The organism is Sphingomonas sp. P2_B6 (assembly GCF_056404755.1).
Window position 1 is genome coordinate 37,387 of record NZ_JBFUDK010000013.1, and the last position, 25,604, is coordinate 62,990.

Here is a 25,604-nt window from a genome sequence, read left to right on the forward strand (position 1 = left end):
AATTGACAATAATCAAACCCCGGACAGAAGGCAGAACCGCGTTAAGCTGTCACACTTTGCCCGATTTGTGAGTAAATTTGTAAATTGCCGACTCTTAATCGCCGCCGAAGGTAAAGGGCGACACGCCTCGCTCGCGCTCGTTGATCAGCAACGCGCGCCCGATGGGCGGTGCCGATCGCTGGGGGCAACGCTCGCGCAGGCAGGCGCGGCAGCCAAGGCCGATCGGGGTCGCTTCGCCTTTCAGGTCGATGCCCCGCGCCACCGCCAGGCTGCCGGCGAATTCGGCCGCGACACCCAATCCGATGGCGAACTCGGCCGGCACCGCGCCGTAACGACGCCCCTGCGGCGCGACCGTCCTCGCGATGGTGAGCCAGCGTGCCCCGCCTTCGAGTTCGACCAGTTGCACGGCGAGGCTGCCGGGGCGGTCGAAAGCGTGATGCAGGCGCCATAGCGGGCAGCGCCCCTCGGCTTCGGCCAGGGGCGACCCGCTCGCGCCGGAGAAGCGCTTCGATGCCTGGCCCGCGCGGTCGATCCGCACCATGAAGAAGGGCAATCCCCGCGCACCGACGCGCTGCAACGTCGACAACCGGTGCGCGACCTGCTCGAATCCTGCGCCGAAACGACGCTGAAGCAGCTCCAGATCATAGCCCGTCGACTCGCAGGCCCGCAGGAAGCGCGCATAGGGCATCATGACCGCAGCGGCGAAATAGCTGCCGAGATGGCGGCGATAGAGCCGCTCCGCTGCCCGGTCAGTGAACACCGCGCCTTTCGCAAGGGCATCGATTTCCCCGCGCGCCTCGATCTGGGCGAGCTGGAAGGCGGCGGCGAAGGTACGCGATGCGGGATCGAGCATCTCGCTCAACTGCAATTGCCGGGCATGAAGATCGAGCCGGCGCAACAGATCCGGCATGACGTCGACGGGAAGGATGCGAATGGTGAGCTGGTGCTTGACCCGCAACCGTTCGGCAATGGCGCCATAAAGGTCGCCGGCGCCGAGACGCAGCTCATCCGCCAGCTTCTCGGCCGCCGCGTCCAGATCGGCGAAATGTCCGCGCCAGCGCTCGATCTCGCGCCGTACTTCAGCGATCGGATCGCTGACGCTCGCCTCGCCCGCCACGGCGCCCGATCCGATCCGGTCATAGGCGCGGGCAAAAGCTTCCGCCCCGCCGGGCGCGCCGGCCAGCCATTCCTCCACCTCGTTCCGATCGATCTCCAGATCAGCGAACATCGGATCGGCCAGACGCCGCCGGATACCCGACTCGCCGCCGCCCGGCTCCCCAGCCGCCAAGGCGCGCGGATCGAAATCGAAACTCTCGGCCAGCTTGACGAGGAGCGACGCGGACAAAGGCCGCTGGTTGCGTTCGACCAGATTGAGATAGCTGGGCGATATCGTCAGTACGTCGGACATCGCGGCCTGGGTCAGGCCCGCCTGGCGTCGCAACCGCCGCACGGCGTGCCCGGCAAAGAGTTTTCTGTCCGCCATATGCACGTCCCTTCGTCTGCCGCCTTCACCAGCGGGGCGGCCGGAGTCAATAGTTTACAGAATTTCAGGAAGCCTGCGTGCGGGCGCGACAACGCGACACCACAAAGGCCGCCGCCGCGCCTGACTTCGTCGATGCCGCGAGATAGTGCGCACTTCAAGGCGGCTCCTCTAGGCGGCCCGTTGCGAATTATTCGACCATTGGCAGCCGCTTAAAGCGGCGCCTTGAAAGTTTCCTGGGGAGGAAAGGATGGCCGCCGGCGGAGACGCCGGCGGCCATTTCCGTTAGCGCACCAGCCTGGCGCGGAACCAGTCGGCGACGGCGCTCTCTTCGAGTTCGCCTGAGGCAAGAGCCAGTACCATCCTGATGGCATCGGCCTTATCGAAGGCGATGGCCACATCATTCAGGCGCAGAAACAAGCGCGCCATCACCCAAGCGGTGCGCTTGTTGCCGTCATTGAATGGATGGTTGCGAGCGATGCCGAAAGCGTAAGCGGCCGCCAGCGCGCAGGGATCATTCTCTCCGTAAGCGTGCTTGTTCAATGGCCGACTCACTGCGGATTCAAGCAAGCCCGAATCCTTGGCGCCATCCAGCCCGCCATGTTCGGCAAGTTGGCGCTCGTGCACGGCGAAGGCCAGCTCGGCACTCAAAAATCGGAAATCCGTCATCGTCTAGCGAGCAAGCACCGCCAGGACGTCGCGATCCTCACGCATGATTTCCTCCGCCGCGCCCATCGCTTCAGCAAAGTCAGGATCGTGGGCCGACAGGCTGTATCCTTGAGGCGATTCGTTCAGAAATAACGCGTCTCCTTGGGACACGCGCAGGCGATCCAGCACGGCACGCGGCAAGATCACCCCGGTCGAATTGCCGACCTTGATGAGCTTGAGCTTTTTGGCGCGCAGGTCGCTATCGGAGATCGGCTTGTTCATACGCGCGTTATAACACACGCATCCGGATCGTTTCAATCGCTGGTGCGCTCCTGTCATCTGCGCTTAGGGTAGCTTGCACAAAAGGAGTTTCACGTTGGCGGCGACGAAGCACGGCTCCAATCTCGTCATCTACGCGGCGCTCGCCGCCAATCTCGGCATCGCGGTCGCGAAGTTCGTCGCGGCCGCGATTTCCGGCTCCTCCTCGATGCTGACCGAGGGGTTCCACTCGGTCGTCGACAGCCTCAATCAGGTGCTCCTCCTTTATGGCCAGAAGCGCGGGCAGCGCCCGCCGGATGTGGACCATCCCTTCGGCTATGGGCGCGAGCTGTATTTCTGGAGCTTCGTCGTCGCGATCCTGATCTTCGCGGTCGGCGCGGGCGTGTCGATCTATGAAGGGTGGGTCCATATCGCCGAACCCGAGCCGCTGCGCGATCCGACCATCAACTATGTCGTGCTCGCCGTCGCCTTCGCGATGGAGGGCGCGTCCTGGATCTTTGCCATGCGCGAATTCGCCGGATCGGTGCGCGGCACGAACTGGTGGCAGGCCGTGCGCGCCTCGAAGGACCCGGCCGGCTTCATCGTGCTGTTCGAGGATTCGGCGGCGCTCGCGGGGCTGCTGATCGCGGCCGTCGGCGTCTGGGCGAGCCATGCCTGGGGCGATCCCCGCATCGACGGCCTCGCCTCGATCGCGATCGGCATATTGCTCGGCGTCGTGGCGGCGCTGCTGGCGCGCGAGGCGAAGGGCCTGCTGATCGGGGAAGGCGCCGATCCCGCCGTCGTCACCCAGGTGCGCAAGATCGTCGACGCGCGCAAGGAGATCACCTGGGTCAATCACGTCCGCACGTTGCACACCGCGCCCGACCGGATCTTCGTCGCGATCAGCGCCGATTTCCGCGATTCGCTCAGCATGGGCGAGGCGGAGTTGCTGATCGAGGCGATCGAGACCGACCTCAAGGCGGCGCTGCCGCAGCTGTCGTCCATCTATATCCGCCCCGAGCGCCGGGAGGACGCGACCGCGCTCCATCCCGATGAGGCAGTGGGCGGTTGCTGACGCAGGTCGCCCGCCGCGATCTGCTGGCGGCTGGCTTCTGCATGATGGTGCTGCCCTCTACCCGGGCGCTGGCGCTCGACCCGCATTTCCCGATCGACTGGCAAGGCGCCCCCGAAACGCCGGAGATCGCCGCGGCGCTTTCCGCGCAGATCGCGTTGATCGAAGCCCTGCCGATCGACCCGGCGATCATCGCCTTCTTTGCGGGGCAGCGCATCGCGGTCGACCCGATGCCCGGCAGCATGTCGCGCATCGCGCCGGACGGCGTGCATTTCGAGCGGCGCGCGGTGCCGCCCGACAATCCGGTGCTGCTGCACGAGATGCTGCATCGCTATCATTTGCTGCGGCTGAGCGATGGCTATGAGAACCGGGATGTGCTGCGCTTCTATGCGGCGGCGCGTGCTTCGGGGCTCTACCCACCGGGCGCCTATATGCTCAGCCACCCGACCGAGTTCTTCGCGATGACGGCAAGTGCGGTGCTGTACGGCAAGCTGGCACGACCACCCTTCTCGCGGGCAGAGGTTCGGGAAAAGTCGCCAAAGCTCTACCAGTGGATCGTCAGGGAATTCGGACTGCGACCTTACTCCGCCGGCACCAGTTCGACCACGTCGACGATCGATTCGAACCTGGGCCAGGGCAGCACCAGCCGCCAGCGCTTGTCGCCGACGCGTTCGATATAGCCGGCCATGTCGCGGCCGTCATCGCGGCCGTAATCCATCGGTTTCTTCTCGTCGCCGAACATCATCGTACCGAGGAAGATCTGGCGCGAGGCGCTGTCGGAGAAGAGCAGGCCGATCGGTCGCTGGGATCCGCCGACCTTGTACAGGCTCGACACCTCGCCCTCGTCATTGATGCGGCATTCATAAGGCGGATAGGCCGTGAAGTCGCGCATCGCCGTGCCGTTGGCACCGAGCTTGAACACGCGGCAGCGATAGCGCCCCGGCGGCGGCGCGGCGTTGGTCAGCGCGCGATCGGGATCGAACAGCGCGCCCTGCCCGGTCAGGTCGGCGGCCCGGCCCGCCGCGCGGATCTTGCCGAGCGCGGCAACCCAGGCATTGCGCCAGGTCCGCAGCCGCTCGCGATCCTTGTCGGTCGCCACCTGGTGCCAGTCCATGCTCGCGACCTTCAGGGTCACGGTCACCGGTACGGGCGGCGGTGTCGTCACCGGGACGATCGCCACCGGGGGCGGCGGTGCCGCGGCGACCTCGACCGGCTTCTCCGCCTTGCCGCCACATCCGGCAAGAAGCGCGCAGCCGCACAGACCGAGGGAAAATCTTTTCAAGCGACCGGTTCTTTCATCAGCGAGGGCGCAGCTAACCACGCCCTGCCCCACTTGCCAACCCGGGAGAACGGGGTCCGTTCCGTCAGGCCGCGGTCCAGCCGCCATCGACCGACAGATTGGCGCCGGTGATCGACTTCGCCTCGTCCCGGCACAGGAACAGGCCGAGCGCCGCAACCTGTTCCGGCGTCACGAATTCGCGCGTCGGCTGGGCGGAAAGCAGCACGTCGTTGAGCACCTGCTCGCGGGTCAGCCCGCGCGCCTTCATCGTGTCGGGAATCTGGTTCTCGACCAGCGGCGTCCAGACATAGCCGGGCGAGATGCAGTTGACGGTGATGCCGTGCGTCGCCGTCTCGAGCGCGATCGTCTTGGTCAGGCCCGCGATGCCGAACTTCGCCATCACATAAGCGCTCTTGTTCGGGCTCGCGACCAGCGAATGGGCGGAGGCGGTCGAGATGATCCGCCCCCATTTCGCTGCCTTCATGTACGGCACCGCCGCCTGCATCATGTACCAGGCCGAGGTGAGGTTGATCTTGATGATCGCCTCGAACTTGTCGGCCGGGAAATCCTCGATCGGCGCGACATGCTGAATGCCGGCATTGTTGATGATGATGTCCGGCCCGCCCAGCTCGTCATGGCAGCGCCTGACCATCGCGGCGATCGCCGCCGGATCGGTCATGTCGGCCGCGTCGTACAGCGCCCTGGCACCGCTCGTCGCTTCCAGCGCGGCACGCTCGGTCTCGATCGCGGCGGCATCGCCGAAGCCGTTGATCATCACGCTGGCGCCCTCGCCGGCCAGGACCTTGGCATAGGCCAGGCCGATGCCCGAGGTGGAACCAGTGATGATCGCGCTCTTGCCCTTGAGGAACATGGGGGTTCTCCGTGGTTGAAAGTCTCAGATGGTCGGCGGACGCGCCGTCAGGTCGAACGCCGCGCTCTTGCCCGTCTCGATATTGGCGGCGACGAGGCGCGCATTGACCATCGTCTCGGCCACCGCCTCCTGCCCGGCATGCCAATGCTCGCGCATCGTGCGCGCGGAAAACTCGAAATCGCGCGAGCCGCCTTCCCAGGCATTGGTGCGATAGATCAGCTGGACGAGGCTGACCGGATGCTCCGCCGAGCGGCCGGCAAGCGCCAGCACATCGGGATCGTCGCGCAGTGACTCGGGCAGCTTGGCGAGCACCTTGCGCGCGATCTCGCGATCCTTGCGGATGCGGATCACCTGGTCCGACACCTGCCGCGTCCGGCTGGAGAAGCGGATTTCCTTTTCACGCGCGGCGACGTCCATGATCGTCCTCGGCCGCTCGGCGGCGGCGGCGAACAGGTCGACCTGAAAGGCGAGCAATGGCCCGGTTTGATGATCGAGCACATGAGTCAGCGGCGTGTTCGAGACGAGCCCGCCATCCCACCACAGCCGCCCGTCGATCTCGATCGGCGGCAGCCCCGGCGGCAGTGCGCCCGACGCCATGATGTGCCGGGCGTCGATGCGCGTATCGGTCGTGTCGAAATAGTTGAAATTGCCGCTCTCGACATCGACCGCGCCGACCGACAGGCGCACCGCGCCGCTGTTCAGCAGATCCCAGTCGACCAGCGACTCCAGCGTGTCCTTCAGCGGCGCCGAATCATAGAAGCTCAGCGCCTCCGGCGTGCCCGGTGCGGCGAAGATGGGCGACACCATGCGCGGCGCAAAGAAGCCCGGCACGCCCGCCGCCATGACATAACCGGCCGACCATTCGTGCAGCCATTCGCGCACATGATCGTCGGGATAGATCGGGAAGCTCGGCAGCGAGGACGTCACCATGTCCCAGAAGGCGGTGAGCATCTCGACGCGCTTTTCCGGCGGGTTGCCGGCGAAGATCGCGGCGTTGACCGCACCGATCGAGATGCCGGCGACCCAGTCGATCTCTATCCCGCGCGCCTGCAATCCCTCGATCACGCCCGCCTGATAGCTGCCCAGCGCGCCGCCGCCCTGCAGCACCAGGGCCACGCAGTCGGGCAGCGGCAGGGCCTCGACGCGGCGGCGCGTTCTGGTGGGTTCGGCATCGGCCATCCCTGCGCCCATGCGCCGCCCGCGCGGCCGGATCAACGGGCAGTTTGATGAAAAGCGCTTCACCGCCGCGCGGTGACGAAATGCGCGGTCCTTGCAACAACTGGGGCTCCCGCGCATTCATGCCGCATCGGCAACGATCCCGGGATATCAGCAATGCGCCTCGACGATTTCGATCCCAACATCAATGTGGAGGATCAGCGCGGTCAGGGCGGCGGATTCGGGCTGGGCGGCGGCGGTGGCGGCGGCATGCTGTTCGGCCTGTTGCCCTTGGTGTTCAGCCGCTTCGGCTGCGGCGGCGTGGTCGTGCTGCTGATCGCGTTCGCGCTGTTCGGCGGGCTCGGTTCGCTCACTGGCGGTGGCGGCGGCAGCTCGGTATCCGCGCCGACCGAACGCGCCGGAAACGGCCCGGTCGCGGGGAGCGACACGGCATCGAGCTGCACGCTCAACGCCGCGAGCAAGGCCGCCTGCAACGCGTTCAGCTCGGCCGACAAGACCTGGGCGGCGCTGTTCAGCAAGGGCGGCGAGCGCTTCGCCCAACCCAAGCTGGTCTTCTACGGCGGCCAGGGCCAGTCGGGCTGCGGCGCCGCGCAGAGCGCGATGGGACCCTTCTATTGCCCGACCGACCAGGGCATCTATCTCGACACCAGCTTCTTCGACGAGCTCGGCACCCGCTTCGGCGCCAAGGGCGATTTCGCGCAGGATTATGTGATCGCGCATGAATTCGGCCACCACATCCAGAACCTGCTCGGCACGTCGGATCAGGTCCAGCAACAGATGGCCCGCGCCAGCCGCACCGAGGGCAATGCACTGTCGGTCAGGCTCGAGCTTCAGGCGGACTGTTTCGCGGGCGTCTGGGCCGCGCAGAATCGCGACCGGATGGAACCGGGCGATCTGGAGGAAGGCATGACCGCCGCGCAGGCGATCGGCGACGACACGCTGCAGAAAGAGGCACAGGGCCGCGTCGTGCCCGACAGCTTCACCCATGGCACCTCGGCGCAGCGCATGGCCTGGCTGCGGCGCGGGCTCGACAGCGGCGACCCGAACCAGTGCGACACGTTCAGCGGGGCGATCTGAGGCGAGGATCGGTGGAGATATGGGACACCAGCATGTCCCATATCTTCATCCGTCCCTTCACGGCATTTTTCACATAATATCCATATAAATCAAATACTTATATAACAACCAATCAAGCGCCGCGCGACTCCCCCTCGGCTTCGTAGGGAAGCTCGACGCCCAGCCCCAGCTGCGCGAGCGGCGCGTCGATGGCCCTGCCGGGCGTTCCCCCGTCGCGCTGCCAAGGGGCAAAGGGCAGCACCAGGCTCTCCAGCCGTTCGACCAGGTCGAACAGCGCGGCGGCGTCGAGATGGTGTCCCGGCGCCTGATCCAGATGCAGGCGGATGCGCTTCGCCAGCGACTCCTTGCGCACGCAGCTTTCGCCGGAGAAGCGGCGCAGGCAGACGGCATAACCGCCGTCAATCCAGCTTTCCCATTCAGCCGCGGCGCAACGCACCGCGGCATCAGAGTCGAGGCGTTCGTTCGGGAAGGCCGCGGGAAAGGCGACGAGGGCAAGGGGTTCATCGGCCAGGGCACGGACAAAAGTCTCGATGAAACAGGCCCGGTTCCGCGCCGCCGCGTCCTCCACGGACAGTCCCAGCTTCAGGCCAAGCATCGCCCGTCGACCCCACCACAAAGCGGCCGGAGCATACCAGATCGTGCCGGCAGGAGGCTCCGTCGCGCCAAGCGCGCTCCACCAGACGCCTTCATGCTCCGCATAGATCGCGCCCGGCATCGCACGGGCCTCGATGAGCCGCTCGACATGTCCGGGCGTGGCGCCGATCCGGCGATGGAATAGCGCGGGCGTCATGAACCAGCGCTCGACATAGGTTTGATGCGTCATGCATCCGCTTTGGCACCGGGTCCGCTGACATGCTTCGGAAACGGCCGAAGGGTGCCGACAACGTCACGCAAACCAAAACCCCTCCCCCCTTGCGGGGAGAGGGGCCAGGAGTGACGTCGGCCGCGACTCAGTACGTGCCCGAGAAGCTGCGGTTGAGGATGTGCGGACCCTTGTCGCTATCCTCGTTGCGATCCCCGGCTTGCTCGTCCCCGAAGAACGCGCCGCTGCGTTCCTCGTCGCGCCAATGCGCCTTGGCATCCTCGGCGGTCTTGCGGATCGTCACCTTGTCGTCGACCGATTCGATCCAGCGCGACGGGATCGAATGGTGCCGGCCGCCGGCGTCGGTATCGCCCTTGGTCAGCAGGATGCGGTCGCCCCGCACCTTGTCGACCGTGCCGACATGCTCGCCATCCGATCCGAGCACTTCCATATGCTCGGTGACCTTGGCCAGCGCACCGCGCTGAGTCTGGCGCTCGGTCCGCCAGCTGCCGAACTCGTTCTCGAACTTCGAGCGGTTCTCGCGGCGATATTCGTCATAGTCGCGGTCGAGCGCATCGATCTGCGAGCGGCGCCAGCTGTGATAGTCCCCGTCTTGATGGTGGCTGTCGCGCGCATAGGGACTGTCCCAGCGTCCGCCGCCCTGGCGGCCGTCATAGCGCGAATCCATCTCGCGGCGACGCTCGGCTTCCTCGTCGCCGAACCAGGAACGGACCTCGTCCCCGGCGCGGCTGAAGAAGTCGCGGTCCTGATAGTCATACCCCTCGGGCCGGCCGCGATCGCGGCGCGGGCCATAGGAATCGCGGCCACCATCGCGGTCCCCGGTCTCCGTGAAGCGATGCCCGTCCGAGCCATAGCTGCCGCGATACTCGCCCTGGAACCCGGCGTCGCGACGCCGCTGGTTCACACTGCGCTGGTCGCGCTGGCCATAGGCCGAATTGCCATATTCGCGGGGCCCGTAATCGCGCGATCCGTAGTTCTGCTGGCCATAATCCGGCTGCCCATAGCCGCGCTGGCCATATTCCCGACCCCGGCCGCGACCGAACTCTCCGGCCGCCTGATATTCGCGGGCACTGGAATAGGTATAATCCTGCCCAGACCCATAGTCGCGGGTATAGTCACCCTCGCCGCGATCCGAATAATCGGCCTGCGGGTTGGTGTTACGGAGATAGCGTCCATTATCCATGACGGCGTCCTTCCTTCGACTCTGCGGTGGCGGCGAGCGCATTGGCGCGCCCGCTCGACCACTCAGGAAAGGATCGAAAGCCGTGTTTGTTCCGATAGTTACGCGGCCGTAGCGATAACCCGCCGCGCCTTGGGGACGGTTGGACGACGTGAAAGTTGGAGGGGCCGGGGCGACCCGGTTGCATCGCCCGAAAAGGCTCGCTAAACGCGCGCTTCCGGCCCGAAAGATGGGCGCGGAGCGGGTGCGGGGCTGTAGCTCAGATGGGAGAGCGCTGCAATCGCACTGCAGAGGTCAGGGGTTCGATTCCCCTCAGCTCCACCAGCGCCCGCCCATGCGATGCTAGCGATTAACCCGCCGCCATCTCCCCCATCGTGACATAATCGAGCTTGCCGGTACCGAGCACGGGCAGCGCCTCCACCACCCGTATCTCGCGCGGGAGAGCGAGCTCGGCCACGCCGTTCGCCTTGCCCCAGGCGAGCAGATCGGCCGGCTTCGCGCCGGCGTGGGTGGTGAACAGCACGAGTTGCTCGCCCTTCTTCGGGTCCGGCCGGGTGACCACGGCGTGCCCGGCGTCGGGCCAGGTTGCCGCGGCATAACCCTCGACCGCGGGCAGCGAGACCATTTCGCCGCCGATCTTGGCGAAACGCCTGGCACGGCCGCGGATGGTCACGAAGCCGCCCCCGATTCCATCATTGGCGTCGATGGTGACGATGTCGCCGGTGTCGTGCCAGCCGCCCGCCGGGGGCTGGAGCTGGCCGGGCGCGTCGACCTTGAGATAGCCCGCCATGATGTTCGGCCCGCGGATCGACAGGCGCCCGCCCTCTTCGATACCCGGCACGGTCTCCAGCTTCGCCTCGATCCCCGGCAACAGGCGGCCGACGCTGCCGCTGCGGAAATACATCGGCGTGTTGACCGCGATCACTGGCCCGGCCTCGGTCGCGCCATAGCCTTCGAGGATGCGCAGGCCGAACTTGTCGGCATAGGCACGCCGGGTCTCGTCGCGCACCCGCTCGGCCCCGGCGAAGATGTAGCGCAGCGAGTAGAAATCATAGCTGTGCGCCATGCGCGCATAACCGGCGAGGAAGGTGTCGGTGCCGAACAGGATCGTCGCATTGGCATCATAGGCCAGCGCGGGCACGATCCGGTAATGCAGCGGGCTCGGATAGAGCAAGGTCTTGATGCCGCTGAGGATCGGCAACAGCGTGCCGCCGGTCAGGCCGAAGCTGTGGAACACCGGCAGCGCGTTCAGCACCAGGTCGCTCTGGTTGAAGTCGATCCGCGCCGACAGCTGCAGGCAGTTGGCGAGCAGGTTGCGGTGAGTCAGCACCACGCCCTTGGGCAGCCCCTCCGATCCGCTGGTGAACAGGATCCCCGCGCCGCTGCCGGGCGAGACGCCACGGCGGCGATGCAGCCGCCCGGCAAAGCGCGTGGCGAGCAGCGCACGCAGCTTCGCGCCGCCGCCGATCCCGGCGGCGACATCCTCGAGATAGCGGATCGTGATGCCATCCGCCGCCAGCCCTTCGGCCACTGCCTCGAGCTTGGCCTGGGCGATGAAGGCGCGGGCCGTGACGATGGTGCGGATTTCCGCCGCGACGCAGGCCGCCTTGAGATTGGCCAGGCCCGCCGTGTAGTTGAGCATCGCCGGCACGCGCCCGATCGCCTGGAGCGCGAAGAAGGTCGCGACCACACTCGACACATTGGGCAGCAGCACGCCGATCGCCTCGCCCTGTTTCGTGCCGCGCTCGAACGCGCGACCCAGCGCCAGGCTGCCGGTGATCAGGCGCTTGTAGCTCAGCGGATCGCGCTTGATGTCCTCGACCACCGCGGTCCTGCCGCCGTGAATGTCCTTCGCGTCGAGCAGCGCCTGGAACAGGGTGCGATCAATGTCCGAGGTGGCGAAGATCATCTCGCTCATCACGTCGTAGAGCTGGCGTCCCGCGATGGCGCGGCGGGCGCGGGCGCTCATCTTGCCCTCGATGACGAAGCGGCGCGGCGGCAGGATGGTCAGGCTGATCTGCGGGAAGATCCGCTGGCGCACCTTGCCCTTGAGATAGGAGAAAGGGGTGAACTGCGCACCGTCGATGCGCACCGGCACGATCGGCGCGTCGGCCTTGTCGGCGACCATGCCGGGGCCGTCGAAGATCTTCATCAGCGCGCCGGTGACGGTGATGCGCCCTTCCGGGAAGATCACCAGCGTGTTGCCGCCCCGCACCGCCTTGACCATCGACTTGGCCGACATCGGGTTGGTCGGATCGACCGGGAAGGCGCGGAACAGCTTGAGCGCGGGCTGGATCCACCACAGCTTCACCACCAGACTGTTGACCGCGAACACCGGCTTGCCGGGCAGGAACACCGCGAGCAGCAGCCCATCCAGCCAGGATACGTGATTGACCACCACCACCGCGCGCTCGCCCGGCTGCGGCATGTTCTCGGCGCCGTGCACTTCGATGCGGTAGATCAGCCTGAGGATCGTGCGCAGCACCGCCTTGATCACCGTTTCCGGCAGCAGCCAGCAGGAGATGAGCGCGATTGCTAGGGTGGAGAAGCCGAGCGCGCCGATCACGCCGGGGATGCTCGCGCCCTGCGCCTGGATGAACAGCACGACCGCGACCACCGCGACCATGATCGCCGCGTTGACGATGTTGTTGGCGGCGATGATGCGCGACCGCTCCTCGGGCGCCGTCGCCGTCTGCAGGATCGCGTAGAGCGGCACGACGAACATGCCGCCGGCGGCCGAGATGCCGACCAGATCGACCAGCACGCGCCAGTTGCCCGGGTTCCGCGCGAATTCCCAGGACGTCACCGGCGTGCCCGGGATCGGATAATGGCGCGTCGCCAGCCACAGGTCGATCATGAACGCGGCCATCGCCAGCGCCGAGGCCGGAACGAACTTCGCCGACACCACGCCCTTGAGCAGCCGGTTGACCAGAGTCGAGCCGAGCGCGATCGAGACCGAGAAGATGATCAGGAACAGCGTCACCACGCCCTGGGTGCCGCCCAGCGCGCCGGAGACGAGCGGCAGGAAATTGGTGACGAGGATCGCCCCCACCGCGAAGAACCAGCTGATCCCGAGGATGCAGAGCCACACCCCTTCGCCCTGGTGCGCCGATTTCAGGATCTGCCAGGTGCTGCGGAACGGGTTGCGGTCGATCGTCAGGTTCGGTGCGGCCGGCGGCGCGGGCGGAATCGCCCAGCTCGCCGCGAAACCGAGGCCGGCAAGCGCCGTCGCCGCCACGCCGCATTCCCAGGCGGGCAGCACGCCGGTCACCGCGAGCAGCTGACCACCGAGAATGGCGAGGAAGGTGCCGCCCTCGATCAGCCCGGTGCCGCCGACGATCTCGTTATGCTGCAAATGCTGGGGCAGGATCGAATATTTGACCGGCCCGAAAAAGGTCGAGTGCATGCCCATCATGAACAACGCGGCCATCAGCGCCGGCACCGACTGGAACCAGAAGCCGGCCAGCCCCAGCCCCATGATGAGCACCTCGGCCCCCTTGATGATGCGGACGAGGCGCGCCTTGTCCCAGGCGTCGGCGATCTGCCCGGCCATCGCCGAGAAGAGGAAATAGGGCAGGATGAACAGGCCGGTCGCGATGTTGCCGAGCAGCGCGACATGGTTCGGGTCCTGCGGGAACAGCGTGTAGGTCGCGAGGCTGAGCATCGCGAACTTCAGGACATTGTCGTTGAACGCCCCGAGGAACTGGACGACGAACATCGGCGCGAAGCGGCGTTTCGCGAGCAACGAGAAATCGGGTGCCGACATGATGCTTTGCCTCTCCCAGCGGGCGGGCATCATGGCGGACCGGAGCCTCATCACCAAGGCGTACCTTCACCGCGTCCGAACCCGACAACATCCCGGCGATTCGCCGGACGATCCTGCAATGCGGCAAAATTGATCACTGTTCAATAAATAAATTAGACAGTGTTCAGTTTTAACCCTATTCCTATCCTCATGGGACGGAGATCGGATCATTCGCGCGAACAGCTCGAGGCATTGATCCTCGCCGAGGGCCATGCGCTGATGGCCGAAAGGGGCTATGCCGATTTCTCGGCGCGCGAGGTGGCGAAGCGGATCGGCTATTCGATCGGCACGATCTACAATGTGTTCGGCAGCCTCGATGCGTTGCTGCTGGCGATCAACAGCCGGACCTTCACCCTGTGGGCAGCCTGGCTGCGCGAAAAGCTGGCGGCGGCGGGCGACGACCGGATCGCGGCGCTGGTCGCGGGCTATTTCGACTTCGCCGAGCGCAATCCCAACCTGTGGGTCGCGATCTACGCTCATCGCCGGCCGCCGGGTACCGAGATGCCCGAAAGCTACCGCCGGCTGCGCAGCGGCCTGACCGGCATCGTCGAGACCGAGATCGCGCTGCTACTGCCCGAAGAGCGGCGCGACAGGGCCGCCGCCCTCGCCCGCTCGCTGGTCGCCCTGGTCCATGGGCATTGCGAGTTCGCGCTCAATGGCACCTTCGCGCTCCTCGGCGAGACCGATCCGCAAGGCGCCGCGCTGGCGCGGGTGCGGGACGTGCTGACGGTGGCGGGTCGGACCTGATCAAGCCGAACCATAATTCCGGACGTGTTCCGGCATGATGGTTGATCCGATCGCGGACTTCTTCTTTCCGTTCATTTCGAGCGCAGTCGAGAAACCATCCGCCCGCCAGGCTCAAGGTGTCTCGACTTCGCTCGACACGAACGGAGAGGGTATCTCACCCGGGTGAAATCCCTCTCCGTTACTTCTACTTCCCCTCGATCGTCGCCTTCGCCGCCTCGAGCCGTGCGGCATAGGCCTCGAGCACCCTGGCGGTGCGCCCGGCATAGACATTCGCGTCGTCGAAGCGGCGCTCCTCGATCGCTTCGCGCACGCCGGGCAGCGTCTTCGCGCCATAGCCGGTGAAGCGGCCGGGCGCATAGATCAGGTGCTTGTACCAGCTCCGTCCCGGCAGGCCGCGGTCGTCGAGCAGCAGCTGATCGATGTCGCGAAGCTGCGCATTGAGTTTCACGCGCCGGGCTGGATCGAGCTTCGCGCCCTTGTCGGCATAGGCGCTGTCATAGGCAGCGGCCGCCGCCTTGAGATGGTCGACCGCATCCTCGAGCGCCGCGAGTTCGATGTGCGGCGTGCTCGCCTCCACGGGCACCGGGGCCACCGGCCTGGTCGGGTCGCTCGCCAGGAGGAAAGCCTTGTCGGTCAGCAGCTTCTCGCGCTTGCGATCCTCGGTGCGGCGGTCCTCGGCGAGCTTCTTCACTTCGCCGAGATAGGTCGAGACCGTATCCGCAAAATCGCCGAAGCGCTGCGGCGGCGTGTCGGCATCGGCGACGCGCAGGACCAGCCGCCCGACCGTCTTCGACAGTGCCGCGCCATATTTCAGGCCGGGATCGTCGAAGGTCGTGAAGTGATGATAGCTGTCATAGACCGAATGGTAGACGCCGCCGCTCTCGTCCTCGCCGCCGAACCCGATGTTCAGCGCCGGCAGGCCGAGATGCTGCAGATAGGCGGAATAGTCCGACCCCGATCCCAGCGCGCCGATCGGCAGGTCCCCGCCCTTCTCCGCCGCCGCCAGCGCGGCTTCGCTGACCTGGCCGGTCTTGTCATAGGCGCGCACCCGCACCGCGGCCCGCGCGCGTTCCGCGACGCTGACGCCGGTCTGCGGATCGGTCACGTCGGCCGCGACCGAGCTGACCAGGTGCTGGAAATCATGGCTGCCCTCGGCGCCGAGAAAGCCGCGTCCGTTGCCGTCGGTGTTGATATAGATGACGGCCTTGGCCTTGAGCTCGGCGGCATGAGTCTCGGCCCATTCGGTCGAGCCGAGCAGCATCGGCTCCTCGGCATCCCAGCTGGCATAGACGATCGTGCGTTTCGGCCGCCAGCCCTGCTTCCACAGCCCGCCCAGCGCCTTGGCCTCGGACAGCATGGCGACGTTGCCGGACAGCGGATCGGACGCGCCGAACACCCAGCCGTCATGATGGTTGCCGCGGATCACCCATTGATCGGGATAGTCGGACCCTTTCAGCTTCGCGATCACGTCATAGACGGTCTTGAGCGACCATTCCGACTTGACCGCGAGATGGACCATCACCGCGCCGTCGCCGCCGGTGTGATAGGCGAGCGGCAGGCCGCCCTGCCAGCCGTTCGGCGCATTGGGACCACCCAGGCGTGACAGCAGCTTGCCCGCATCGCCGTACGACATGGGCAGGACCGGGATCTTGAGGATCGTCGCCGCATCCTTGCGGTCGAGCCGCCTGGCATCCGCCGTGGCGCCCACCCCGGGCGTGAGGGGATCGCCCGGATAGACGGTCATGTCGGCCACCGACCCACGCTGCACACCGAAATCGGGCCGCGCGCCGCCCTTGGGATAGGTGTCGCCGTCGCCATAGCCATCCTGCTGCGGGTCGGAATAGATGATGCAGCCGATCGCGCCATGTTCCTGCGCCAGCTTGGGCTTCAGCCCGCGCCAGCCGGCGCCGTAGCGCGCGATGACGATCTTGCCCTTCACGTCCACGCCGCGCCGTTCCAGCGCCTTGTAATCGTCGGGCAGGCCGTAATTCACATAGACGAGGTCGCCCGTGACGTCACCGTCGCCCTGGAATGCGACATAAGGCGGCAGCGCGCCGGCGAGGTTGGCGGAGGTGTCGTCGCCGGGCACTGCCGGTTCCTGGCCGCCGAGTGTGATCTTCTCCGGCGCGACCATTTCCACGGTGGTCGAGATCGGCGTCGGGTAGAGCACCTGGAAGGTCTCGATCTTCGCGTCCCAGCCCCATTCCCTGAACTTCGCCAGGATGAACTCGGCATTGGCCTTGTCGTGCGGGGAGCCGACATGGTTGGGCGCGGAGGACATGGTCTTCAGCCAGTCGAGCTGGTCCTGCGAACTGACGCCGGCATCGAACGCCGCCTCATTCGCCTTCTGGTCGGCCGGGGCCGCAAGACCTGCCTGCGCGAGAACGAGGGCGCACGCGCCCGCCATCAGAAATCCTAGCTTCGCCATGTCCGTGAATCCCCTGCGACCTGTGTGGGTGCAGCATGCGCCACTCGCGGGCGGGAGCGCAATCGGGCGCAGTGGGCGGTTCGATGCTTTTTGAGTTCTTGCAAAGCCCCTCCCTGGAAGCAGGGCAATCGCATATGCTCACGCCACAACTGTTTCGGATGGCGATGAGAAAAGAGAGGTTCGCGCGGAGGCGCGGAGGCGCAGAGAAGGTGCCCATACGATCCGTATTTGGTTCAAACGGGCCTCAACAGGTCGCGCTCCGCGCCTCCGCGCCTCCGCGCGAACCCTAATTTCTGCTCTCTTCTCTTTTCGCTGAATCATATGCGATTGCCCTTGCCCTGGAAGGGAGGGGAATCGTTAGAGCGGCTTGAATTCGGGATCCGTCCGGGCCTTCAACACCTCGTCGTTGACCGAAATCCCGATCCCCGGCTCGGTCGATACCGGCAGATAGCCGTCGACCAGCGCGACCGGGTCGCACAGCTCGGTATAAGCCTTGTTCTCGTAATAGGTGAATTCCTGGATCAGGAAGTTCGGGATCGTCGTGCAGACCTGCGCGAACGCCATGGTCGCGAAGGGCGAGGCCACACCGTGCGGCGCGACGGGGATGTTGTACGTCTCCGCCATCGCCGCGATCTTGCGCGTTTCGGAAAGGCCACCGGCCTTGGCCATGTCCGGCTGGATGATGCTGAGCGCCTGCTTTTCCAGATAGGGCCGGAAGCCGTAGCGCCCATAGACATTCTCGCCCGCCGCCAGCGGCACGCGGACATTGTCGCGGATGCGGACCATCGCATCGACATTGTCGCTCGGCACTGGCTCCTCGACGAAGAAGGGCCGGAATTTCTCGAGCAGATTGCAGATCTGGATGCCGGTCTCGACATCGTAGCGCGCGTGCAGTTCCACCCCGATATCGTAATCGGGCCCAAGCGCATCGCGGAAACCGCCGACGAACTTCTCGACATCGCTGAGCTGCGCGGTGGTGAGATGCTGGCCCCAGAGCCGGTCGGGGTTCAGCCCCTTGCCGACCAGCCACGCATCGGGCGTGTAATCGGTGCCGATCTTCAGCGCCCGCACCCTGGTCGCGGCGACGATGCGCTTCGCGTCGGCCGGGTCGTTGGCATGGAGATAGACCGGAATGCGCTCGCGCAGCCGCCCGCCCATCAACTGGCTGATCGGCACGCCCAGCGCCTTGCCCGCCAGATCCCACAGCGCCATCTCGACGCCGCTCATCGCGGCATAATAGGGCCCGCCGGTGCCGCGGATGAACAAAGGCGACGGCGCGCCGGCGAAATTGCCGCGCCGCCAGCCCCACAGATCGTTCATGATCGCCTCGATCGCCAGCGGATCGCGGCCGGTGAGCAGCGGGTTGAAGTTGTTGTTGATGATGTATTCGGCGCCGACCGTGTCGAGGAATTCGCCGGTGCCGGTCAGCCCTTCCTCGGTATAGACGCGGACAAACCGGCTGTTGAACCCGTTCTTCAGCCGGACCGCGCGGATCTCCCTGATCTTCAGCCTGGGCGGGCGCGTCGCCGCCCCGGCATTGGCCGCGAGCAGGAAGGTCCCGTAGAGCGCGGCCGCCTGGCCGAGCATCGTGCGTCGATTGATCATGGCTTTATCCGCGCGGGAGGAAAGGCTCAGCCTTCGTAGGGAATGCCCTTGGCCTTGTTGTTCAGCATCTCCTGGATGACTTCCTTCTTGACCGGGAGATTGTCCTGATTCGCCTTGAGCCAGGCCGTGAAATCCGCCTCGATCGGCTCGCTCCACTTCGCGTCGATCTGGCCCGCGGTGTATTTGCCCTCGGCCAGGCGCTTGTGGCCGAACTCGTCGCGCAGGCGCGTGATCTCGGACTGCTTGACCACTTTTTCGGCGAGCTGGGGCGGGATGAACACCACGCCGCCGTCACGGCCGAGCACCACGTCGCCCGGCATCACCGTCGCCATGCCGACCCGGGTCGGGCCGTTGATGCCGACCATGGTCGAGTTGAGCCGCGCGCCCGTCGCCATCGCGCCGAAATGGTGCGACGGATCATAGGAGCGCACGAACGACGTGAAGTTGGGCAGTTCCTTCAGCCCTTCGATATCGCGCACCGCGCCGTCATAGACGATGCCGTTGCCGCTGCGCGCGTAGATCGCGTTGCCGACATTGTCGCCGATCGACGGACCGTCCTTCTTCAGGCCGAAATGATCGGCGACATAGACGTCGCCCTTTTGCAGCATGTCGACCGGCCAGGCATTCATCGCGCCCTTGCGCGCATCCTGCTTGCCCTGTGCCTCGATCACTTTCTGAATGTCCGGGCGGCCCGGCATCCACTGGGCGGTCAGCGCGCGGCCGACGAGCACCTTGTCGGGGAAGATCGACAGCCAGCCATCCTCATATTCGTAATTATAGCCGGCGCCGCGCAACGTCGCCCAGGCCTCCTCCAGGGTCACCGACTTCATTCGCTCGATGATGTCGTCCGACACCCTTGGCCGCCCGTCGGGGAAGCGCTCGCCGGTCCATTCGGGGGTATAGGAGATCACCTGCTCGCGGGAGAAGAAGCCGTCCCGCGCGAGCGCCGGCGTGGCGGCGGCAACAATCAGGCAGCTGGCAAACATGCCGCTACGGGCGGCGGACAACAGGCGCGATCGCATCTCTCTCTCCCCTTTTCGTTTCGCGCGCCCCTTCCCGCGGAGTCGTCGCGATGCCCTTCCTAGAGCGAGACGAGTCGGGTGCCAATCATATTGTATATGATATCGACAGCAGGTTGAGCCCGGGAATGACAATAGAAGTCCCGCGGCCTACACCCGGTCGATGTCCGAAACGCCGCAGCCCATTCCCGCCGCCACGCTCGTCCTGTTCCGCGAAGCGCCTGGCGCGCCCGAGCTGCTGATGGTCGAGCGATCCAAGGCGATGGTGTTCGCCGGCGGCGCGCTGGTGTTCCCGGGTGGCCGGGTCGATCCGGGCGACCATGCCCTCGCCCTGACCTTTCTCGGCGAGCCCGAGGATATCGCGGCCCGCATCGCCGCGATCCGCGAGACCATCGAGGAAGTCGGCGTGCCGATCGGGCTGAACCCGGTGCCGGACGGCGCGACACTGTCGGCCCTGCGCGCCGCGCTGCACTCGGGCATCTCGCTGGGCGAGGCGCTGCGTGACGCCGGTCTCGCGCTTGACCCGGCGCTGATCCCCTTCGCGCGCTGGCTGCCGGCGCATGCGCATATGCGGATCTTCGACACGCGCTTCTATCTCGCGCGCATGCCCGAGGGCGTGTCCGAGCCGGTGGTCGACGACACCGAGAATGTCCGCGTCTTCTGGGCGACCGCGCAGCGTGTGCTCGACGATGCCGATGCCGGGCGCGTGCGGATCATCTTCCCCACGCGCCGCAACCTCGAACGGCTGGCGCGCTTCGCCAGCTTCGAGGAGGCGGCCGCCGATGCGGCGCGCTACCCGATCCGCCCGGTCACGCCCTGGACCGACGATATCGACGGCGTGCCGCACCTGCGCATTCCCGACGATCTGGGCTATCCCGTCACCTTCGAGCCGATCACGAGCGCGATGAGAGGCTGAGGGAGCGCGGCTGATGCTGGCAGTGCGAAGGTTGGTCGGCGGCATGACGATCGCCGCGATCCTGCTGACAGTCGGGCTGTTGCTGTTCGCGGCGGTGCGTGGCCGGCCGCAGGACCTGCCCTGGACGCCGCTCGATCTCGGCCAGCCGGTCGGGATGATGACCGGGCGCAAGCTCGCCGGGCTGACGGACGATTTTCCGCATTGCCGGGCGCTGCTCGACAAGGCGGGGGTGCGCTACACGGTGCTGGCGCCCGTGAAATACGGCACCTGCAGCTATGCCGATGGCGTGCGTTTCGCACCCGGCGGATCGCGCCGCGCGCTTTATGCGCCCGCCGATCTCGGTACGTCCTGCCCGGTCGCGGCGGCGCTGTCGGTATGGGAATGGAATGTCGTGCAGCCCGCGGCGCGGCGGCTTCTGGGAAGCCCGGTCGCCTCGATCGAGCATTTCGGCAGCTATAATTGCCGCCGCATCGGCGGCAGCAACAGCTGGAGCGAGCACGCCACCGCCGACGCGATCGACATCGCCGGCTTCCGCCTGGCGAGCGGCAAGCGCGTCACGGTGGCGGCGGACTGGAAGGGCGACGGGCCCGAAGCGACCTTCCTGCACGAAGTGCGCAACGGTGCCTGCCGGCTGTTCTCGACCACCCTGTCGCCGGACTATAATGCGGCGCACCGTGACCATCTTCATCTCGACCAGGCCAAGCGGGGGGAGTTCGGCTGGCGGGCGTGCAGGTAAGGAAGAACCCCTCCCCTGAAGGAGAGGGGCTTTTTAGCGACTCTCAGTGCGGCAGCGCGGCTGCCTCCACCTTCTCCACCCATTTGGGGAAGAAGGCAGGCTGGCGGTTCGACCAGCCCGATGCGGTCGCGGCCGCTTCGCTGATCGACTGGAGCAATTTGCGCCGCAGATCGGGATGCAGATGCGGCAATGCCGCCGCCGAGCAGAAGGCCGCGGGCAGCCAGGGCCGCACCTCGGCGCCGATCAGCCGCTCATAGAGGAAACGATAGGCGGAAAAGGTCGTGAGGCGCCCCTGCCCCAGATCGAATGCCGTCACCGTCATCAGCGGAGCCAGGAACGGCTCGACCGCATCCAGGCCGCTGTCATCGGGGATCATCACCCGGATATCGGGGAGACGGGCATAAAGGCGCGCCTGGGCGCGGATGCTGGCGGCTTCCACGACATCGCGCGACCAGCGGCTCATCGCATCGTCGCGGTCGAGGCCAATGTCGAGCGAGCGCCGGATATAGCGCTGCGTCGAGGAACTGAAGCTCGCAAATTCCTTCATTTCGGCCAGCGTCATCGCGCCATTCGCCGGTTTCATCTTTGCACTCATATCGTCACCCCACCCCGCAAATGTGGAACCGGTGCCGATGATGCGCCAGGTTAGTTGGCAGCTCCCTTAACGCGCCGTCGTCCGGCATTAAGCATCGAATCACAGTTCCTGCTGCGATGCAACAAAGGTTGCGACGAACGGTGCGTCGCACGACGAAAACGGCTGTAGAGTGCGCTAGTTAAGCAACATAAAGAACGCCACCCCCGCCCGCGGGGCGGACGGGGGTGGCAAAAGATTCCATTCCGGCAATCTATACGGATCAGCCCGCCTTTTCTTCCTTCAGCCGCGCCTCTTCGGCCGCGTCATAGCCGGAAGATGCCGGCGGCTCGTGACTGTGCACGGGCTGAGTCGAGGATGGCGGGTCGGATGCGTCCATCGATTCGTCCAAAGCCGCGTCGAGCCGCGCTTCCTTGCTCTCGGGATTGCGCTCGAGGCGCGCGGCGATCGACGCATCCTGGCCCGCTTCCTGACGCGGATGATGAATCGCCTTATTCTCCTCAGGATGGCCCGGCGCCACGTCCTGGCTGTCAGGCGTCTTCTGATCGATTATCTTCTGGTCCTCGGTCATCGCCACTCTCCTGGGCTGTTACGAGGGGAGAACGAACGACTCCGCGGATGCGTTCCTGCGCATGAGACCCGACGATGCCGAAATCGGCTCAGCCGTCGATGCGGCGGACCGTGACGCGCTGCTCATTCATCGTCGTACGGCCGAACACCGTCATGAAGGCGATATCGGTCGCATCGCGCCCCACCGCCACCCGGGCGAGATCGCCGCAGGACGCCATGCCGGTCGCGTCGACCAGATGCCACGCCCCGTCCAGCCACAGTTCCGCCACGGCATGGAAATCGGGCGGATCGACCCCGGGCGCATAGGCCGAAACGCAGCGCGCCGGAATGCCGCCGGCACGGGCCAGCGTCACGAGGAGATGCGCATAGTCCCGGCATACGCCGCGGCGATCGGCAAAGGTCATCAGCGCGGTGGTCACGCCGCTGCTCGCGCCCGAGGCATAGGTCAGGTTGGTGCGCACCCAGTCGCGCATCGCGGCGGCGAGCTCACCGCCCTCGAGCCCGCCGAATTGCTGCTCGACAAAACCCTCGAACGAGTCGGATTCGCAATAGCGGCTGGGCAGCAGATAGGCGACGGTCTCGGCCGGCAGCATCCTGGCCGCCGTCGGCGCCAGCGATGCGAGGTCGATCGCCGATCGCTCGATCGCGACCACCGCCTTATATTCCACGCGGAAATTGCCCTGGCCGCGCGCCCAGGTCCGCTGGCCGATCCCTTCCTCGCCCGGCACCGCGCGCAGCGGCTCGGGGCAATAGACGCGCAGGTCCTGCTGCTCGAGCCGCTGGTCCGCCATCGCCGCCGCCTCGACCAGCAACAGCACATCGGCGGCGTCTTCGATCCAGTAATCGAGCATCACGTCGATCGCGAGGCGCATGGCGGTCCTTTGCGGGAGGTAAAACAAAAGGCCCGGCAGGTTTCCCCGCCGGGCCTCTCGCCTGAGCGTTCAAGCCCCGTTCTAGTTCCGGTTGCCGAACAGGCGCAGGATGAACAGGAACATGTTGATGAAGTCGAGGTACAGGTTCAGCGCCGACATGATCACCACATGCTGCTCGGCACCGGTGCCGGCAACCTGGGCGTACATGCTCTTGGTGCGCTGCGTGTCATAGGCGGTGAGGCCSGCGAACAGCAGCACGCCGACGATGCTGATCACCAGCGCGAACGGGCCCGACTGGAAGAACAGGTTGAGCAGGCTCGCCACGATCAGGCCGACCAGGCCCATGACCAGGAAGGTGCCGAACGCCGACAGATCACGCTTGGTGGTGTAGCCATAGAGGCTGAGACCGCCGAACGCCGCCGCCGTCGCGAAGAAGGACTGCGCGATCGAGGTGCCGGTATAGGCGAGGAAGATGGTCGAGAGCGACAGGCCCATCGCCACCGCGAAACCCCAGAACATCGCCTGCAGCGCTCCGGACGACATCCGCCCGCCGCCGAAGCTCATGCCGAACACGAAGCCGAGCGGCGCGAAGGTGATGATCCATTTCAGGATACCCGGGCCGCCGAACACCTGCGCGGCCATGCCGGAGGCGGCGAAGCCCATGGCGACGATACCCGTCAGCAGGATGCCCGAGAACATGTAGTTATAGACCGACAGCATGTAGCGGCGCAGACCCGCGTCAAACGCCTCGGTGCGTGCGCCCGTTGCCGTCGCGAACGATGTCGCGCCAGATTGGGGGTCGGACCAGTTAGCCATTTCGAAAAAGCTCCTTTGACCCGGCATCATGCCGGATAGCCGGAATATCGCCCTTATCAGGGGGGTTTTCAAGATAATCCGGTGGGCTCCCAGCAGAGGCCAGCAACACTTTATTACAATTGACCAGCTTGCGGATGACAATACCGGGAAGTGCGGTAAAATCAGCTTCATGCACCGCCTGTTTGTCGCCTTGCGCCCGCCTCCCGCGGTCCGCGCCGCCGTTTCCGCGACGATGGACGGCGTGCCCCAGGCACGCTGGCAGGACGATGATCAACTTCACCTGACCGTCCGCTACATTGGCGAGGTCGATGGGCGTATGGCGGAGGATGTCGTGCTCGCGCTGGGCCAGGTCCATGCGCCGCCGATCGAGGTCGCGCTGTCGGGCGTCGGCGCGTTCGACAAAAAGGGCCGGGTCGATGCGCTCTGGGCCGGCGTCGCGCCGCACGACGCGCTCGCCGCGCTCCATCGCAAGGTCGACCATGCGCTGGTCCGCCTGGGCCTGCCGCCGGAAGGCCGCGCCTATCTGCCGCACATCACTGTCGCGCGGATCAGCCGTGGCGCGGGCTTCGGCCCCGAAGTCGAGCGCTGGCTGGCGACGCATGCGGGCCTCGCCAGCCCAAGCTTCACGATCGGGCACATGACCCTGTTCGAAAGCCATCTCGGCGGCGAAGCCGCGCGATACGAGGTGGTGGAGCGCTGGCGGCTCGATTAGGACAAGAACATGATGATCCGCCGCACCCTGCTTCTTGCCGCCGCCGCGGCTGCAACCCTAATAGGGCTCGGTAGCGCGGCTCGGGCGCAACCTGCTGACCAGGAAGGGCCGACACCTCCCGTGCCGGATCCCGTCTTTCCCTTCCCGCTCGTCACCGTCCACGGCAACGCGGCGCTTGCCGAATGGGAACGGCAGAGGAAGAAGCCCGGCATCTGGCCGGTCGTCATCGGCAGCGACGAGGATCTCGCGAGGATCGCCGAGGGGATCGACGATCTGGATGAGCGTGACGTCGCGGCTATCCTCGGCGCGGCGGCTGCGCTTGGCCATCCGGAGGGCCTGCGCGCGCGCAAGAGGGCGGAAGACRAGGCAGCCCGAAAGTGGCTCGCCGACAACGGCCGGGTGGGCGACGTCGCGCCTGATCATCAACCGGAACTCGGTGCCTGGCCGGCCCGGGTAGACACCGGCCTAGCGCTTACCGTCACCGAGGATATTTTGAAGCGACGTCCGCTCGATCGAGTCCATATCGCCCTGATCCCCGCCACGAATGGCTGGGAAGCGATCGCCCATCTCAAATGGGGCGGCTGGAACGACAATCCGTCAGCCGAATATCATGTCGCTGCGCTCAAGGCCTGGCATGCACGCTTCGGCGCCGAACTCATCGGGTTGAACGGCGACACCATGAACCTTCGCGTCGCACATCGCCCGGCGAACAGGGAGGAAGCGCTCGACCTCGCGCGCGAGCAATATCTCTATTGCGCCGATATCGTCGATCAGGGTGTGGGGACGCTTTCGGCGCTCGCCGCCACGCTGATGGGGAACGACTGGTGGTTCTTCTGGTGGGATTGAAGCGCTTGGGTCGGTGACGATGACGACCATTGCGGCCGGTCAATACGCCCCCTAGCATCGCCGAAAATAGCGAGGG

The 25,604-nt window shown here is 66.1% G+C and carries 24 protein-coding genes and 1 tRNA gene; 9 read left to right on the forward strand and 16 right to left on the reverse strand.

Annotated elements, in window-relative coordinates:
* Nucleotides 1-94: 94 nt before the first annotated feature.
* The 3 genes from AC1DX5_RS17445 to AC1DX5_RS17455 form a co-directional block, all read right to left on the reverse strand.
* Nucleotides 95-1,483, reverse strand: a complete 1,389-nt coding sequence (locus AC1DX5_RS17445; protein WP_478016518.1) for a helix-turn-helix domain-containing protein — start codon at nt 1,481-1,483, stop codon at nt 95-97.
* 282 nt (nt 1,484-1,765) lie between these two features.
* Nucleotides 1,766-2,149 (reverse strand): type II toxin-antitoxin system death-on-curing family toxin, encoded by a 384-nt coding sequence (locus tag AC1DX5_RS17450; protein WP_465169934.1) that lies wholly within the window; start codon nt 2,147-2,149, stop codon nt 1,766-1,768.
* A 3-nt stretch (nt 2,150-2,152) separates the two neighbouring features.
* Complete coding sequence (locus AC1DX5_RS17455; protein WP_465169935.1) at nt 2,153-2,410, reverse strand: AbrB/MazE/SpoVT family DNA-binding domain-containing protein; 258 nt, start codon at nt 2,408-2,410, stop codon at nt 2,153-2,155.
* Nucleotides 2,411-2,504: 94 nt separating this feature from the next.
* On the opposite strand from AC1DX5_RS17455, the gene AC1DX5_RS17460 reads away from it, so the two are divergent.
* Complete coding sequence (locus AC1DX5_RS17460) at nt 2,505-3,461, forward strand: cation diffusion facilitator family transporter (protein ID WP_465169936.1); 957 nt, start codon at nt 2,505-2,507, stop codon at nt 3,459-3,461.
* Nucleotides 3,455-4,138: a hypothetical protein gene (locus tag AC1DX5_RS17465; protein ID WP_478016519.1), complete on the forward strand. Its 684-nt coding sequence runs from the start codon at nt 3,455-3,457 to the stop codon at nt 4,136-4,138. Before AC1DX5_RS17460 ends, AC1DX5_RS17465 begins: the two co-directional genes overlap by 7 nt.
* Here the strand turns inward: AC1DX5_RS17465 and AC1DX5_RS17470 are convergent.
* From AC1DX5_RS17470 to AC1DX5_RS17480, 3 genes are all read right to left on the reverse strand, one after another.
* A complete protein-coding gene (locus AC1DX5_RS17470) occupies nt 4,039-4,740 on the reverse strand; it encodes a DUF4893 domain-containing protein (RefSeq protein ID WP_465169938.1) in 702 nt (233 codons plus the stop codon). The two genes, AC1DX5_RS17465 and AC1DX5_RS17470, sit on opposite strands and share 100 nt — an antisense overlap.
* 82 nt (nt 4,741-4,822) lie before the next feature.
* On the reverse strand, nt 4,823-5,608 hold the full coding sequence (locus tag AC1DX5_RS17475) for a 3-hydroxybutyrate dehydrogenase (RefSeq protein ID WP_465174290.1): 786 nt from the start codon (nt 5,606-5,608) through the stop codon (nt 4,823-4,825).
* Nucleotides 5,609-5,632: 24 nt separating this feature from the next.
* Entirely contained in the window at nt 5,633-6,787 is a 1,155-nt protein-coding gene (locus AC1DX5_RS17480; protein WP_478016520.1) for a patatin-like phospholipase family protein, read from the reverse strand.
* 153 nt (nt 6,788-6,940) lie between these two features.
* Here AC1DX5_RS17480 and ypfJ point away from each other — a divergent pair, with 153 nt between their 5' ends.
* Complete coding sequence (gene ypfJ, locus AC1DX5_RS17485) at nt 6,941-7,861, forward strand: KPN_02809 family neutral zinc metallopeptidase (RefSeq protein WP_478016521.1); 921 nt, start codon at nt 6,941-6,943, stop codon at nt 7,859-7,861.
* A 112-nt stretch (nt 7,862-7,973) separates the two neighbouring features.
* On the opposite strand, the gene AC1DX5_RS17490 is transcribed toward ypfJ, so the two are convergent.
* Nucleotides 7,974-8,684: a DUF6058 family natural product biosynthesis protein gene (locus AC1DX5_RS17490; RefSeq protein ID WP_478016522.1), complete on the reverse strand. Its 711-nt coding sequence runs from the start codon at nt 8,682-8,684 to the stop codon at nt 7,974-7,976.
* Between the two features lie 127 nt (nt 8,685-8,811).
* The gene (locus AC1DX5_RS17495) at nt 8,812-9,867 is read right to left on the reverse strand and encodes a DUF2171 domain-containing protein (protein WP_478016523.1); all 1,056 of its coding nucleotides are present in this window, start codon (nt 9,865-9,867) and stop codon (nt 8,812-8,814) included.
* A 245-nt stretch (nt 9,868-10,112) separates the two neighbouring features.
* On the opposite strand from AC1DX5_RS17495, the gene AC1DX5_RS17500 reads away from it, so the two are divergent.
* Nucleotides 10,113-10,188, forward strand: a tRNA-Ala gene (locus AC1DX5_RS17500).
* A gap of 25 nt (nt 10,189-10,213) precedes the next feature.
* Here the strand turns inward: AC1DX5_RS17500 and AC1DX5_RS17505 are convergent.
* Nucleotides 10,214-13,630 (reverse strand): acyl-[ACP]--phospholipid O-acyltransferase, encoded by a 3,417-nt coding sequence (locus AC1DX5_RS17505; RefSeq protein ID WP_478016524.1) that lies wholly within the window; start codon nt 13,628-13,630, stop codon nt 10,214-10,216.
* A gap of 189 nt (nt 13,631-13,819) precedes the next feature.
* Between AC1DX5_RS17505 and AC1DX5_RS17510 the strand changes: the two genes are divergently transcribed.
* A complete protein-coding gene (locus AC1DX5_RS17510) occupies nt 13,820-14,416 on the forward strand; it encodes a TetR/AcrR family transcriptional regulator (RefSeq protein WP_465174298.1) in 597 nt (198 codons plus the stop codon).
* A 184-nt stretch (nt 14,417-14,600) separates the two neighbouring features.
* Here the strand turns inward: AC1DX5_RS17510 and AC1DX5_RS17515 are convergent, their stop codons facing one another.
* The 3 genes from AC1DX5_RS17515 to AC1DX5_RS17525 all read right to left on the reverse strand — a co-directional run bounded on the left by AC1DX5_RS17515 (nt 14,601) and on the right by AC1DX5_RS17525 (nt 19,471).
* Nucleotides 14,601-16,844, reverse strand: coding sequence for a transferrin receptor-like dimerization domain-containing protein (locus AC1DX5_RS17515; protein WP_478016525.1), 2,244 nt, complete (start codon nt 16,842-16,844; stop codon nt 14,601-14,603).
* Nucleotides 16,845-17,201: 357 nt separating this feature from the next.
* Nucleotides 17,202-18,449: a mandelate racemase/muconate lactonizing enzyme family protein gene (locus AC1DX5_RS17520; protein ID WP_478016526.1), complete on the reverse strand. Its 1,248-nt coding sequence runs from the start codon at nt 18,447-18,449 to the stop codon at nt 17,202-17,204.
* 26 nt (nt 18,450-18,475) lie between these two features.
* Complete coding sequence (locus tag AC1DX5_RS17525) at nt 18,476-19,471, reverse strand: RraA family protein (RefSeq protein ID WP_478016527.1); 996 nt, start codon at nt 19,469-19,471, stop codon at nt 18,476-18,478.
* Nucleotides 19,472-19,631: 160 nt separating this feature from the next.
* On the opposite strand from AC1DX5_RS17525, the gene AC1DX5_RS17530 reads away from it, so the two are divergent.
* Both AC1DX5_RS17530 and AC1DX5_RS17535 read left to right on the forward strand, forming a co-directional pair.
* Nucleotides 19,632-20,384 (forward strand): NUDIX hydrolase, encoded by a 753-nt coding sequence (locus AC1DX5_RS17530; RefSeq protein ID WP_478016528.1) that lies wholly within the window; start codon nt 19,632-19,634, stop codon nt 20,382-20,384.
* Between the two features lie 13 nt (nt 20,385-20,397).
* Nucleotides 20,398-21,120 carry an extensin-like domain-containing protein gene (locus AC1DX5_RS17535; RefSeq protein WP_478016529.1) on the forward strand — a complete coding sequence of 241 codons (723 nt, stop codon included), beginning with the start codon at nt 20,398-20,400 and terminating at the stop codon, nt 21,118-21,120.
* A 43-nt stretch (nt 21,121-21,163) separates the two neighbouring features.
* Here AC1DX5_RS17535 and AC1DX5_RS17540 read toward each other — a convergent pair whose 3' ends face one another.
* From AC1DX5_RS17540 to AC1DX5_RS17555, 4 genes are all read right to left on the reverse strand, one after another.
* Nucleotides 21,164-21,703 (reverse strand): hypothetical protein, encoded by a 540-nt coding sequence (locus AC1DX5_RS17540; protein ID WP_465169951.1) that lies wholly within the window; start codon nt 21,701-21,703, stop codon nt 21,164-21,166.
* 271 nt (nt 21,704-21,974) lie between these two features.
* Entirely contained in the window at nt 21,975-22,283 is a 309-nt protein-coding gene (locus AC1DX5_RS17545; RefSeq protein WP_478016530.1) for a hypothetical protein, read from the reverse strand.
* 88 nt (nt 22,284-22,371) lie between these two features.
* Nucleotides 22,372-23,154 carry a transglutaminase-like domain-containing protein gene (locus tag AC1DX5_RS17550; protein ID WP_478016531.1) on the reverse strand — a complete coding sequence of 261 codons (783 nt, stop codon included), beginning with the start codon at nt 23,152-23,154 and terminating at the stop codon, nt 22,372-22,374.
* Between the two features lie 81 nt (nt 23,155-23,235).
* Nucleotides 23,236-23,970: a Bax inhibitor-1/YccA family protein gene (locus AC1DX5_RS17555; RefSeq protein ID WP_478016532.1), complete on the reverse strand. Its 735-nt coding sequence runs from the start codon at nt 23,968-23,970 to the stop codon at nt 23,236-23,238.
* 169 nt (nt 23,971-24,139) lie between these two features.
* Here AC1DX5_RS17555 and thpR point away from each other — a divergent pair, with 169 nt between their 5' ends.
* Together thpR and AC1DX5_RS17565 are read left to right on the forward strand one after the other, a co-directional pair.
* Nucleotides 24,140-24,682 (forward strand): RNA 2',3'-cyclic phosphodiesterase, encoded by a 543-nt coding sequence (gene thpR / locus AC1DX5_RS17560; RefSeq protein ID WP_465169955.1) that lies wholly within the window; start codon nt 24,140-24,142, stop codon nt 24,680-24,682.
* Nucleotides 24,683-24,691: 9 nt separating this feature from the next.
* Complete coding sequence (locus AC1DX5_RS17565; RefSeq protein WP_478016533.1) at nt 24,692-25,528, forward strand: DUF4253 domain-containing protein; 837 nt, start codon at nt 24,692-24,694, stop codon at nt 25,526-25,528.
* Nucleotides 25,529-25,604 lie beyond the last annotated feature (76 nt).

Excerpts from the sequence above, each read along its gene's own strand:
- AC1DX5_RS17445 (WP_478016518.1), bottom strand. The coding sequence starts at position 1,483 with ATGGCGGACAGAAAACTCTTTGCCGGGCACGCCGTGCGGCGGTTGCGA.
- AC1DX5_RS17450 (WP_465169934.1), bottom strand. The coding sequence starts at position 2,149 with ATGACGGATTTCCGATTTTTGAGTGCCGAGCTGGCCTTCGCCGTGCAC.
- AC1DX5_RS17455 (WP_465169935.1), bottom strand. The coding sequence starts at position 2,410 with ATGAACAAGCCGATCTCCGATAGCGACCTGCGCGCCAAAAAGCTCAAG.
- AC1DX5_RS17475 (WP_465174290.1), bottom strand. The coding sequence starts at position 5,608 with ATGTTCCTCAAGGGCAAGAGCGCGATCATCACTGGTTCCACCTCGGGC.
- AC1DX5_RS17480 (WP_478016520.1), bottom strand. The coding sequence starts at position 6,787 with ATGGCCGATGCCGAACCCACCAGAACGCGCCGCCGCGTCGAGGCCCTG.
- ypfJ (WP_478016521.1), top strand. The coding sequence starts at position 6,941 with ATGCGCCTCGACGATTTCGATCCCAACATCAATGTGGAGGATCAGCGC.
- AC1DX5_RS17490 (WP_478016522.1), bottom strand. The coding sequence starts at position 8,684 with ATGACGCATCAAACCTATGTCGAGCGCTGGTTCATGACGCCCGCGCTA.
- AC1DX5_RS17495 (WP_478016523.1), bottom strand. The coding sequence starts at position 9,867 with ATGGATAATGGACGCTATCTCCGTAACACCAACCCGCAGGCCGATTAT.
- AC1DX5_RS17505 (WP_478016524.1), bottom strand. The coding sequence starts at position 13,630 with ATGTCGGCACCCGATTTCTCGTTGCTCGCGAAACGCCGCTTCGCGCCG.
- AC1DX5_RS17510 (WP_465174298.1), top strand. The coding sequence starts at position 13,820 with ATGGGACGGAGATCGGATCATTCGCGCGAACAGCTCGAGGCATTGATC.
- AC1DX5_RS17515 (WP_478016525.1), bottom strand. The coding sequence starts at position 16,844 with ATGGCGAAGCTAGGATTTCTGATGGCGGGCGCGTGCGCCCTCGTTCTC.
- AC1DX5_RS17520 (WP_478016526.1), bottom strand. The coding sequence starts at position 18,449 with ATGATCAATCGACGCACGATGCTCGGCCAGGCGGCCGCGCTCTACGGG.
- AC1DX5_RS17525 (WP_478016527.1), bottom strand. The coding sequence starts at position 19,471 with ATGCGATCGCGCCTGTTGTCCGCCGCCCGTAGCGGCATGTTTGCCAGC.
- AC1DX5_RS17530 (WP_478016528.1), top strand. The coding sequence starts at position 19,632 with ATGTCCGAAACGCCGCAGCCCATTCCCGCCGCCACGCTCGTCCTGTTC.
- AC1DX5_RS17535 (WP_478016529.1), top strand. The coding sequence starts at position 20,398 with ATGCTGGCAGTGCGAAGGTTGGTCGGCGGCATGACGATCGCCGCGATC.
- AC1DX5_RS17540 (WP_465169951.1), bottom strand. The coding sequence starts at position 21,703 with ATGAAACCGGCGAATGGCGCGATGACGCTGGCCGAAATGAAGGAATTT.
- AC1DX5_RS17545 (WP_478016530.1), bottom strand. The coding sequence starts at position 22,283 with ATGACCGAGGACCAGAAGATAATCGATCAGAAGACGCCTGACAGCCAG.
- AC1DX5_RS17550 (WP_478016531.1), bottom strand. The coding sequence starts at position 23,154 with ATGCGCCTCGCGATCGACGTGATGCTCGATTACTGGATCGAAGACGCC.
- thpR (WP_465169955.1), top strand. The coding sequence starts at position 24,140 with ATGCACCGCCTGTTTGTCGCCTTGCGCCCGCCTCCCGCGGTCCGCGCC.